General features: G+C 44.6%; 5 protein-coding genes, 2 rRNA genes and 2 pseudogenes. 7 read left to right on the top strand and 2 right to left on the bottom strand.

All coding sequences use genetic code 11. The features are described 5' to 3' along the window. Nucleotides 1-4: 4 nt before the first annotated feature. Complete coding sequence (gene ccmA, locus N4T56_RS18795) at nt 5-655, bottom strand: cytochrome c biogenesis heme-transporting ATPase CcmA (protein WP_390904088.1); 651 nt, start codon at nt 653-655, stop codon at nt 5-7. 326 nt (nt 656-981) lie between these two features. Between ccmA and N4T56_RS18790 the strand changes: the two genes are divergently transcribed. Beyond that, on the top strand, nt 982-1,275 hold the full coding sequence (locus N4T56_RS18790; protein WP_188923284.1) for a c-type cytochrome: 294 nt from the start codon (nt 982-984) through the stop codon (nt 1,273-1,275). A gap of 106 nt (nt 1,276-1,381) precedes the next feature. On the opposite strand, the pseudogene ccmI reads toward N4T56_RS18790, so the two are convergent. Continuing rightward, nucleotides 1,382-2,640: pseudogene (gene ccmI / locus N4T56_RS18785) on the bottom strand (c-type cytochrome biogenesis protein CcmI). A gap of 416 nt (nt 2,641-3,056) precedes the next feature. Between ccmI and N4T56_RS18780 the strand changes: the two are divergent. The 6 genes and pseudogenes from N4T56_RS18780 to N4T56_RS18755 all read left to right on the top strand — a co-directional run bounded on the left by N4T56_RS18780 (nt 3,057) and on the right by N4T56_RS18755 (nt 12,086). Beyond that, a pseudogene (locus N4T56_RS18780) lies at nt 3,057-5,030 on the top strand (heme lyase CcmF/NrfE family subunit). 15 nt (nt 5,031-5,045) lie between these two features. Further along, complete coding sequence (locus tag N4T56_RS18775) at nt 5,046-5,600, top strand: DsbE family thiol:disulfide interchange protein (protein WP_261734277.1); 555 nt, start codon at nt 5,046-5,048, stop codon at nt 5,598-5,600. Next, nucleotides 5,600-6,079, top strand: a complete 480-nt coding sequence (gene nrfF, locus N4T56_RS18770; protein ID WP_390904087.1) for a heme lyase NrfEFG subunit NrfF — start codon at nt 5,600-5,602, stop codon at nt 6,077-6,079. Before N4T56_RS18775 ends, nrfF begins: the two co-directional genes overlap by 1 nt. 19 nt (nt 6,080-6,098) lie before the next feature. Beyond that, nucleotides 6,099-6,680: a TlpA disulfide reductase family protein gene (locus N4T56_RS18765; RefSeq protein ID WP_261734276.1), complete on the top strand. Its 582-nt coding sequence runs from the start codon at nt 6,099-6,101 to the stop codon at nt 6,678-6,680. Between the two features lie 536 nt (nt 6,681-7,216). Then, nucleotides 7,217-8,759, top strand: a 16S ribosomal RNA gene (locus N4T56_RS18760). Nucleotides 8,760-9,189: 430 nt separating this feature from the next. Beyond that, a 23S ribosomal RNA gene (locus N4T56_RS18755) occupies nt 9,190-12,086 on the top strand. The 16S and 23S rRNA genes sit together here, the layout of an rRNA operon. Nucleotides 12,087-12,157 lie beyond the last annotated feature (71 nt).

Here is a 12,157-nt window from a genome sequence, read left to right as displayed (position 1 = left end):
TACCTTATACAAAGCGGTAGTCAAGAGTGACTTTTCGTAATATATCGTTATTGATGATGCTCATATCCTGGTGCGTCGTTAAGATCACGCAACCACCAGACTTAGCGTGTGCTATAAATAAGTGCTCTAGCTCTTCAACACCTTTTTTATCAATAGCAGTAAATGGTTCATCTAAAATCCATATTTTACAATTAGTATGCTGCAATCTTGCTAGCGCTGTGCGTCGATGTTGGCCTGCTGATAAATGTCCCGCGAGAGCTTCTTCAAATCCAGTTAAGTTAACTTTGGCCAACAACTCTGTTGTATCAAAGTCATCATAGCCACTGATTCTTAAATTGAAGTTAAGATTTTCTTCTGCAGTTAGTTCACTCTTTACCCCTGCAAGATGTCCAAAGTAGAGTAAATCGTTGTTAAATTCGTCGCGACAGCGAGTGATATTTTCTCCGAGGTATTCGACTTCACCAGCATAGGGGCGAGACAGACCGGCGATAATGCGTAGTAAACTGGTTTTACCTGCGCCGTTGGGACCTTCAATTTGTACAATATCACCAGCATTAATATTAAAGCTGAGCTCATCAAATAGAATACGCTCTTCGCGAATACAGGTTAGTTCATTAGCACTTAACAGCACTTGTGATGGGTTTGTTATGGTCACTTATCCCTCTTGTTCTACGCGTGAGGATGAATACGAAAAAGATATTAACACAAACGAATTTATCGGTTTAGCTTTGTCACTGACTAAGTGCTAGCAATTTGATATGGTTCCAAAAAACTTAAAATTGTTTGAACTTTTTTAATGATTACTAATATATTACCTGAACTGAACAAATTGTCTTGATTTAGGGACTAAGCTGAGATAGTTATCACAAAAAGATGAGTTTTTTTGCTATTTGTAGTAACCTAGTCGTGCTAAAAAGAGTCTGCCTTCTAAATCAAAGGGCAGCGTTAAGCTTTGTATATTTGCAATTAGGAACGTTGAACATGAAAAAATTGTTAGCAATGACTGCAGTAGCTGCATTAACTTTGTCTGCGAATGTGTTTGCTCAAGAAGGTGAAGCTATTTACAATAAAGCGTGTCAAGTATGTCACAGCATGGGAGTGGCCGGTGCGCCTAAAGTTCATGATGCTGCTGCTTGGGAACCACGTCTAGCTAAAGGTTTAGATACCTTAGTTGGTTCAGTTAAGTCTGGTTTAAATGCAATGCCACCAGGTGGTATGTGTACAGATTGTACTGACGAAGATTACAAAAACGCTATCGAGTTTATGTCTAAGTAATTTTTCGACTAAACCAAAAACCGGCTTAATAGCCGGTTTTTTTATGCGAGTTTGTTACTGATTTATACATTGCCATACCATATGTATGGCAATGATAGGTTGGTGTTTATTGCACCAATGTATCTAATGTTAGCGTGGCGTTGCTACCAACCGCAATTGCTTCAATACTGCCCTTCAGATCACCCGTTTGTGGTTTTACACTGCCATTTTTAGATAGAACCGCAATCACTTCCACTTCTTTTACTGAGCTGAGTTTCATGTCGCCGCCCATTGAAGTGCTGTCATCTAAAGTAATTGTTGCTGGGAGGTTTGCAGCGCTAATTTTAGTCGCAGCTAATGGCACTTTAGGATCTTGAGTTGCACGAGCAAAGATAAATACGACATCAGAGTCACTGACTTTGTCGGCAAGTTCATTGGATATGGTCACTTCAATAGCAAGGGTGTTGGCATTGGTTGTCGCTGTCGCCATACTTTTATGGTTAGCATCATTAGGCATGGCGTCGCTGCTATCACCCATACGCATTTTAGCTGACCCAATGGCATTCATTAACGCGGTACGGTCAACATCATTGCGGTCGCTGTCTAAAATCATTTGCCAAGCATCAATAGCTTTAGTGTAGTCAGCCGTAAAAAATGCATCCATACCGACTAACAGCAATGTAGACGGGTCTTGTGGATCTAATGACAATGACTGGTCAATGAGAGCTTGAATTTCAGGTGTGATTTTTTGGCCGGCTTTATAATATAGCGCAGTCGCTTTAGAGTCGAGTAATTCTGCATGCGTACCGACTAACTCCATTACTTTATCGAAGACGGCGGCCGCTTGATCATATTTATTTGCAGAGATATATGCATGGCCTAAACTAAACCAAGCTTGACTATTTTCTGGTTCAGCCTGAACTTGAGCTTCCATCATCTGTACACGTTGTGACATGATTTGTGCTGGGTCCATACCTTGATGTGGATTATTCGCTTGTGGCGGGTTGGCTATTTCATTGTACGCACCCAGTTGCTGGTAGAAGTAACCTGAAATGGCTAACAAGCAGATGGTCATAAATGCAGGCCATAAAGCGCTTTTAGGCTTAATTGCTGCATCTAGTGAGTCATCACCCTCTTGCTTCATATCTTGCAGAAGGTTGATTTCTAATTCTTTCTTAAGCGCATCAAACTCAGCTTGATCAAGTAACTCATCTTGCAACTCTTTTTCGAGTATTGCTAACCGTTCACCAAAAAGCTCGAGGTTAGTTTGTTTACGAACGCCAGCTTCTTCTGCTTTTAATAGCTGTTGTTGGCGAAAGTGAGGGCCCAAATCATGATTAGGCCGATGAGTACGACAAGCGCAATAAAAATCCAAAATGTGGTCATTGTTTAAATATTCACTTTTAGGTTAACAGAAGAAGCGGTGTTTACCGCAGTGCTTGGAACGTTGATTATACGGAAAGATTATTAATTGAATAGTAATATAAGGAAGATATGAATCTAAATCCTGAGAGTTGCGTACTGGTTCACAGATTGAATGTGTTTGTTAAATAGTATGAAACTTTATATTCGTTCTTGTGTCAGATGCCGAACCTAGGTAATCATTTTGATGTATTAGATGTTCATAATGAGACTAGTAACCCAGTTTTGTACGAAAAGGGCAGACAGATGTAATAGCAAGTTCTAAAATGCATTAAAATTCGTTTAAGCTAATGTGCGTATATTAGTTTCAATGCTTTTATTGATCGTGCCGTGGTTTGTTTGTTTCAGATCCGCTTAATTATTTAGACTAAGGAATACCCATGATTCCAGAACTTGGACATTTCTCGCTAATTCTCGGTTTGGCTTTTGCCTTACTGTTAGCTAGCGTGCCTTTATTTGGTTCCGCACGTAAAGACCAGTATCTTGTTCGTTATGCCTGGCCACTGACTTACGGAATGTTTTTTTCATCAGTCTATCTGTTATCACCTTAGGCTATAGCTTTGCTACCGATGACTTCTCCGTCGCATACGTAGCGCATCACTCAAACTCACAACTGCCAATTTTCTTCAAAATTGCAGCCGTTTGGGGTGGCCATGAAGGGTCATTATTGTTTTGGGTATTTGCTCTATCTGTCTGGGCAATGTCCGTGGCTATATTTAGTAAGGGCTTAGAAGAAGTCTTTACCGCAAGGGTGTTATCCGTACTTGCGATGATTGTTGTCGGCTTTACCTTATTCATGATTTTAACGTCTAGCCCATTTGAACGGTTATTTCCGGTACCAATGGAAGGGCGAGATTTAAATCCAATGTTGCAAGATGTTGGGCTTATCTTTCATCCTCCAATGCTGTATTTGGGCTATGTAGGCTTCTCTGTTTGTTTTGCCTTTGCGATTGCTGCGTTAATGAGTGGCAGACTTGACTCTGCATGGGCACGCTGGAGTCGCCCATGGACACTCGCTGCTTGGATTTTCTTAACCGGTGGTATTTCACTGGGTTCTTGGTGGGCATATTACGAATTAGGCTGGGGTGGCTGGTGGTTTTGGGATCCAGTAGAAAATGCTTCATTTATGCCATGGCTAGTCGGTACCGCGTTATTGCATTCACTTATCGTGACTGAAAAGCGTGGTGCATTCCGTAACTGGACAGTACTACTTTCAATCTTTGCCTTCTCATTAAGTCTGCTAGGTACCTTTATTGTTCGTTCTGGCGTACTCACATCAGTGCATTCATTTGCTGCTGACCCGAGTCGTGGTTTGTTTATCTTATTATTACTAGGTCTTGCGGTCGGTGGTTCGTTGACACTGTTTGCCTTCCGAGCTAGTGAAATGAGTAGCCCTGCGCGCTTTGAACTCAAATCAAAAGAAACCATGCTGCTTATCTGTAATGTGCTTCTTACCGTAGCCGCAGGTACTGTGTTACTAGGAACACTATATCCACTACTGATCGATGCGCTAGGTATGGGGAAAATCTCAGTAGGACCTCCATACTTTAACGCAGTATTCGTTCCTATTGTGCTTGTGTTATTTGGCTTTATGGGTATTGGCTACTTATCATTCGCTGGAAAAAATCTAAAGCGGGTGAGATTAAGCGTCAGTTATTAATACCAGCCATTATCTCGTTAGTTATTGGTGCTATTGTACCGTTTGTTGCGGATGGCGAGTTTAATGCTTGGGTTATGGCAGGTGTCACAGCAACCTCTTGGATTATGTTATCAACACTTCGTGCTGGCTATAATATTGTAAGCCAAAAAGAAGGTGGTATTAGCCTGAGTAGAATGGGGCGTAGTCAATTAGGTATGATGATTGCTCACTTCGGTATTGCTGTGTCAGTACTCGGTGCCACTATGGTTTCTAATTACTCAATCGAAAAGAGTGTGCGTATGGACCTGGTATCTCACAAGAGTTAGCGGGTTATACCTTTAAGTATTTAGAAACCAAAAACGTAGTTGGTCCTAATTATACTGCTCAACAAGGTCAGATAGAAATTTACAAAGATGATGACTTCATCACTTTATTAAAACCTGATCGCAGACAATATAATGTACGCACCATGGACATGACCGAAGCGGGTATCGATTGGGGTTTATTCCGTGACTTATATGTCACTATGGGTGATCCAATTAGCTTAACTGAGTTTGCTGTTCGTCTTAACTACAAGCCGTTCGTACGTTGGTTATGGTTTGGATCAATCTTTATGATGGTTGGTGGTTTCCTTGCTGCATCAGATAAACGTTACCGTGTAAAACAGGTGGCTAAGCAGCAGGCAGCAGAAAAAGCAAAATTAGCGACAGCTTAATCACTCGGAGACACTATGAAGAAGTTTGTACTGTTTATACCTTTAGTTATTTTCTTAGGTATGGGCGTGTTCTTATATAAAGGATTATTTTTAAATCCTAAAGTGCTCGATTCAGCATTAGAAGGAAAGCCTTTACCGGCTTTCCAACTCGAGCGTTTAGAAGTGGAAACAGATGTACTGTCTGAGAAAGATCTCAGCGGTAAAGTCTCTATGCTTAACTTTTGGGCGACATGGTGTCCGGCATGTAAATATGAACATCCGTATTTGCTGATGCTTTCCAAGCGTAATCTGTTACCTATATATGGTATCAATTACCGTGATGAACGAGCATTGGCGATAAAAGAACTTCGCAACCAAGGCGACCCATACACACTCAACATATTCGATAAAGATGGCCGTTTAGGGTTAGATCTCGGTGTATACGGTGCACCAGAAACATTTATTGTTGATCACAATGGCATTATTCGTTATCGCTATGCAGATCCAATTGACCAAACCGTATGGTCTCAAACTCTGTATCCAATGATCCAACAATTGCAAACAGAAGCTAAAGCTGATGGAGCATCTTAATGAACATGATAGCTAAATTGATACTCTGTTTTGCCAGTGCACTTTTTGCTGTATCTGTGATGGCAACTCCAGTAGATACTTACGAATTTAAATCAGCCGATAATCAAAAACGTGCATTGTCACTGTCACATCAATTACGTTGCCCCCAGTGTCAAAACCAAAATTTAGTCGATTCCAATTCTCCTGTAGCACAAGATTTACGTCTTGAAGTCTACAAGATGGTTGATAATGGTAAATCAGAGCAAGAAATTATCGACTTTATGACAAGCCGCTACGGTGACTTTGTATTGTATAAGCCTAAGCTTGACCCAAAAACCTACATTTTGTGGTTAGGATCCTTTGGGTTATTAATATTCGGATTATTCATCGGATATATCTTTGTGCGTAAACAGCGTATTCAACCCACAGAAGCGGGATCGCTATCAGCAGAACAACAAGCTGAATTAGACGCATTACTGAATAAGAACAAGGCTAAGTAAATAACTGTTTGGAGTAACAATGAAAAAGTGGCTAGCAATATTGCTATCAAATGTACTGCTATTAAGCGTAGCAAATATGGTGAGTGCATATCCAGGTATGCAGGCGCAAACCAAGCAAGCCACTCAATCAACACTCGACAGGATAAGTGTTTTACCACAGCCTTTTCCAATAGCTTTGGTCGACTTTACTGATGCAAGCGGACAACAGGTAAATTTTGAACACTATAAAGGTAAGGTTGTTGTAATAAACCTATGGGCAACATGGTGTCCACCTTGTGTAAGAGAACTCCCTGCGCTACATCGTTTAAATCAAGCGCTAGATTCAGAGCAATTTGTTTTATTACCAATCTCAATAGATGCAGACGCAGATAAAATAGTGAAGCCTTTTTTAGCTGATCTAGGTTTGTCTGCATTTGATTCATACTTTGACCCGCAACAACAACTGCGTGACGTATTTCCACTCGATACTATTCCTGCAACATTTATATTAAATGAACAAGGTGAGCTGGTGGCCTATGTACGCACATACATAGACTGGGATGACGAAAATGCGATTTCGTTTTTAGCGCAATTCAGTAAAAACAGCGAAAAAGCGCAATAAATCAGCATAAAGTAGATAAAAACCTCTAAAAGGATCGCTTTTGGTGAAAAGATCGCCAAGCGATCTTTTTTTATTAAAAAAGGGGTTGCACTAAATCTCATTGTGCCTATAATGCGCATCCACTGACACGGCAGACAGCGAAAGCAGTCACCAGGTTAGGTTGAATTAAGTGCTTAAAAACATTGTATTCAACAGCGAAAAGAAAGTTTGAAAAAACACTTGACGCGAAGATGGGAAAGCGTAAAATACGCCTCCCAAGCCAACGACCTAGCGTCTAACGGCGGTGCACGAAATAAGGCATCAACGCTCTTTAACAATCAAAACAAGAAATCTGTGTGGGCATTCACAGGTGTTGAGTTATTCGAAATTGTCTTCTTGTTCTTCGGAGCGTAGGCAATCAAAAAATTTAAACTCAATGTTTTTCTCCTAAGTGAGAATGATGAATGTTCATAGCAATATGTACAAAAGACTTGTTTCACTTCGGTGAGATAAGCAATCAGAATTCATTGAGCCGAGACTTTGTCTCAAAAAAACTTTAATTGAAGAGTTTGATCATGGCTCAGATTGAACGCTGGCGGCAGGCCTAACACATGCAAGTCGAGCGGTAACAGAAAGTAAGCTTGCTTATTTTGCTGACGAGCGGCGGACGGGTGAGTAATGCCTAGGGATCTGCCCAGTCGAGGGGGATAACAGTTGGAAACGACTGCTAATACCGCATACGCCCTACGGGGGAAAGGAGGGACCTTCGGGGCCTTTCGCGATTGGATGAACCTAGGTGGGATTAGCTAGTTGGTGAGGTAATGGCTCACCAAGGCGACGATCCCTAGCTGTTCTGAGAGGATGATCAGCCACACTGGGACTGAGACACGGCCCAGACTCCTACGGGAGGCAGCAGTGGGGAATATTGCACAATGGGGGAAACCCTGATGCAGCCATGCCGCGTGTGTGAAGAAGGCCTTCGGGTTGTAAAGCACTTTCAGTAAGGAGGAAAGGTTAACGATTAATACTCGTTAGCTGTGACGTTACTTACAGAAGAAGGACCGGCTAACTCCGTGCCAGCAGCCGCGGTAATACGGAGGATTCGAGCGTTAATCGGAATTACTGGGCGTAAAGCGTGCGCAGGCGGTTTGTTAAGCCAGATGTGAAATCCCCGGGCTCAACCTGGGAATTGCATTTGGAACTGGCGAACTAGAGTCTTGTAGAGGGGGTAGAATTCCAGGTGTAGCGGTGAAATGCGTAGAGATCTGGAGGAATACCGGTGGCGAAGGCGGCCCCTGGACAAAGACTGACGCTCATGCACGAAAGCGTGGGGAGCAAACAGGATTAGATACCCTGGTAGTCCACGCCGTAAACGATGTCTACTCGGAGTTTGGTGCCTTGAGCACTGGGCTCTCAAGCTAACGCATTAAGTAGACCGCCTGGGGAGTACGGCCGCAAGGTTAAAACTCAAATGAATTGACGGGGGCCCGCACAAGCGGTGGAGCATGTGGTTTAATTCGATGCAACGCGAAGAACCTTACCTACTCTTGACATCTAGAGAAGCCGGAAGAGATTCTGGTGTGCCTTCGGGAACTCTAAGACAGGTGCTGCATGGCTGTCGTCAGCTCGTGTTGTGAAATGTTGGGTTAAGTCCCGCAACGAGCGCAACCCCTATCCTTATTTGCCAGCACGTAATGGTGGGAACTCTAGGGAGACTGCCGGTGATAAACCGGAGGAAGGTGGGGACGACGTCAAGTCATCATAGCTCTTACGAGTAGGGCTACACACGTGCTACAATGGCGTATACAGAGGGTTGCAAAGCCGCGAGGTGGAGCTAATCTCACAAAGTACGTCGTAGTCCGGATTGGAGTCTGCAACTCGACTCCATGAAGTCGGAATCGCTAGTAATCGTAGATCAGAATGCTACGGTGAATACGTTCCTGGGCCTTGTACACACCGCCCGTCACACCATGGGAGTGGGCTGCAAAAGAAGTGGGTAGTTTAACCTTAGGGAGAACGCTCACCACTTTGTGGTTCATGACTGGGGTGAAGTCGTAACAAGGTAGCCCTAGGGGAACCTGGGGCTGGATCACCTCCTTACCTATACGACTAGCTCGATACTTGGTGACAATAAACTGCATCCGTGCGTTTATTGCACACAGCACATCCATGTGCTTGAGTGTTCACACAGATTACTTGTTACCTTCTTCGGAAGGAGAGTGAAACACACCGCTTGCCGGTAAGTGTTGTTCTTTAACAATTTGGAAAGCTGATAGTACTAACTAAAAGGCGCATAAATGACGATACGTTGTTGTTTGTGTGATTAGGTTAGTGCGAAAAACGTTAATGCGAAAGCATTAACACTTGAGTTCTCAAAACACTGTTTAAGTGTCTTGAATATTCTAAAAACTAAGGCGAGTTTGCAACGCGAAAGCGTATGTGAACTATCAAGTAAAAACCAGCTGGTCATGATATGACCCAGAGCTCTTCTCTTGTTAATTCAAGGGTGTGAAACTCATTTGGGTTGTATGGTTAAGTGACCAAGCGTATACGGTGGATGCCTTGGCAGTCAGAGGCGATGAAGGACGTAGTAACTTGCGAAAAGCGTTGGCGAGCTAGTAACAAGCATTTGAGCTAACGATGTCCGAATGGGGAAACCCACTCACATAAGTGAGTATCTGCACATGAATACATAGTGTGTAGAGGCAAACCCGGGGAACTGAAACATCTAAGTACCCGGAGGAAAAGAAATCAACCGAGATTCCCCTAGTAGCGGCGAGCGAACGGGGATTAGCCCTTAAGTCAGTGGGGTGTTAGTGGAATGTGTTGGAAAGCACAGCGGCACAGGGTGATAGCCCCGTACACGAAAACTAACCATTGATGAAAACGAGTAAGGCGGGACACGTGACATCCTGTTTGAATATGGGGGGACCATCCTCCAAGGCTAAATACTCCTGACTGACCGATAGTGAACCAGTACCGTGAGGGAAAGGCGAAAAGAACCCCTGTGAGGGGAGTGAAATAGAACCTGAAACCGTATACGTACAAGCAGTGGGAGCGGTTCTTGAGACCGTGACTGCGTACCTTTTGTATAATGGGTCAGCGACTTACATTTTGTAGCGAGGTTAAGCGAATAGCGGAGCCGTAGGGAAACCGAGTGTTAACTGCGCGTTTAGTTGCAAGGTGTAGACCCGAAACCCGGTGATCTAGCCATGGGCAGGTTGAAGGTTGAGTAACATCAACTGGAGGACTCGAACCGACTTATGTTGAAAAATGAGCGGATGACTTGTGGCTGGGGGTGAAAGGCCAATCAAACCGGGAGATATCTGGTTCTCCTCGAAAGCTATTTAGGTAGCGCCTCGTACGAACACCATTGGGGGTAGAGCACTGTTAAGGCTAGGGGGTCATCCCGACTTACCAACCCTTTGCAAACTCCGAATACCAATGAGTGCTATACGGGAGACAGACGGCGGGTGCTAACGTCCGTCGTCAAAAGGGAAACAACCCAGACCGTCAGCTAAGGTCCCAAAGTGTATGTTAAGTGGGAAACGATGTGGGAAGGCTTAGACAGCTAGGATGTTGGCTTAGAAGCAGCCATCATTTAAAGAAAGCGTAATAGCTCACTAGTCGAGTCGGCCTGCGCGGAAGATGTAACGGGGCTAAACATACCACCGAAGCTACGGGTGCATTTCATTAGAGATGCGCGGTAGAGGAGCGTTCTGTAAGCGGTTGAAGGTGAAGGGGTAACCCACACTGGACGTATCAGAAGTGCGAATGCTGACATGAGTAACGATAAAGGGAGTGAAAAACTCCCTCGCCGAAAGACCAAGGGTTCCTGTCCAACGTTAATCGGGGCAGGGTGAGTCGACCCCTAAGGTGAGGCCGAAAGGCGTAATCGATGGGAAACAGATTAATATTTCTGTACTTTTGCTAACTGCGATGGAGAGACGGAGAAGGCTAGGCTAGCGCGGCGTTGGTAGTCCGCGTTTAAGGTGGTAGGCTGATTTCTTAGGCAAATCCGGGAAATCTTAAGGCCGAGAGCTGATGACGAGTCACTAAGGTGATGAAGTAGTTGATGCCATGCTTCCAGGAAAATCTTCTAAGCTTCAGGTTAGTAGAAATCGTACCCCAAACCGACACAGGTGGTCGGGTAGAGAATACCAAGGCGCTTGAGAGAACTCGGCTGAAGGAACTAGGCAAAATGGTACCGTAACTTCGGGAGAAGGTACGCTCCTGACGGTGATGAGACTTGCTCTCTAAGCTGTTGGGAGTCGCAGATACCAGGTGGCTGCAACTGTTTATCAAAAACACAGTACTGTGCAAAATCGCAAGATGACGTATACGGTATGACGCCTGCCCGGTGCCGGAAGGTTAATTGATTGGGTTATCCGTAAGGAGAAGCTCATGATCGAAGCCCCGGTAAACGGCGGCCGTAACTATAACGGTCCTAAGGTAGCGAAATTCCTTGTCGGGTAAGTTCCGACCTGCACGAATGGCGTAATGATGGCCACGCTGTCTCCAGCCGAGACTCAGTGAAGTTGAAATTGCGGTGAAGATGCCGTATACCCGCGGCTAGACGGAAAGACCCCGTGAACCTTTACTATAGCTTGGCACTGAACATTGAACCTACATGTGTAGGATAGGTGGGAGACTTTGAAGCATGAACGCTAGTTTGTGTGGAGTCAATCTTGAAATACCACCCTTGTAGTTTTGATGTTCTAACCGCGGCCCCTCATCGGGGTTCGGGACAGTGCCTGGTGGGTAGTTTGACTGGGGCGGTCTCCTCCCAAAGAGTAACGGAGGAGCACGAAGGTTGGCTAAGTACGGTCGGACATCGTACGGTTAGTGCAATGGCATAAGCCAGCTTAACTGCGAGACATACACGTCGAGCAGGTACGAAAGTAGGTCATAGTGATCCGGTGGTTCTGAATGGAAGGCCATCGCTCAACGGATAAAAGGTACTCCGGGGATAACAGGCTGATACCGCCCAAGAGTTCATATCGACGGCGGTGTTTGGCACCTCGATGTCGGCTCATCACATCCTGGGGCTGAAGTCGGTCCCAAGGGTATGGCTGTTCGCCATTTAAAGTGGTACGCGAGCTGGGTTCAGAACGTCGTGAGACAGTTCGTGTCCCTATCTGCCGTGGGCGTTGGATGATTGAAGGGGGCTGCTCCTAGTACGAGAGGACCGGAGTGGACGAACCGCTGGTGTTCGGGTTGTTATGCCAATAGCATTGCCCGGTAGCTACGTTCGGGATCGATAACCGCTGAAAGCATCTAAGCGGGAAGCGAGCCCTAAGATGAGTCATCCCTAGAGCTTTAAGCTCTCTAAAGAGCCGTAGGAGACTACTACGTTGATAGGCAAGGTGTGTAAGCGTTGTGAGGCGTTGAGCTAACTTGTACTAATGACCCGTGAGGCTTAACCATACAACCCAGATGGGTTTTACTGATACGAACTTAGTATTAGAATAGAGCACTTAAGTGGTGTGTAGAGACTC

This window comes from Shewanella phaeophyticola, assembly GCF_025398315.1.
Lineage (GTDB): Bacteria > Pseudomonadota > Gammaproteobacteria > Enterobacterales > Shewanellaceae > Shewanella > Shewanella phaeophyticola.
This window is presented reverse-complemented; position numbering and strand designations above follow the sequence as displayed.

Excerpts from the sequence above, each read along its gene's own strand:
- N4T56_RS18790 (WP_188923284.1), top strand. The coding sequence starts at position 982 with ATGAAAAAATTGTTAGCAATGACTGCAGTAGCTGCATTAACTTTGTCT.
- N4T56_RS18775 (WP_261734277.1), top strand. The coding sequence starts at position 5,046 with ATGAAGAAGTTTGTACTGTTTATACCTTTAGTTATTTTCTTAGGTATG.
- nrfF (WP_390904087.1), top strand. The coding sequence starts at position 5,600 with ATGAACATGATAGCTAAATTGATACTCTGTTTTGCCAGTGCACTTTTT.
- N4T56_RS18765 (WP_261734276.1), top strand. The coding sequence starts at position 6,099 with ATGAAAAAGTGGCTAGCAATATTGCTATCAAATGTACTGCTATTAAGC.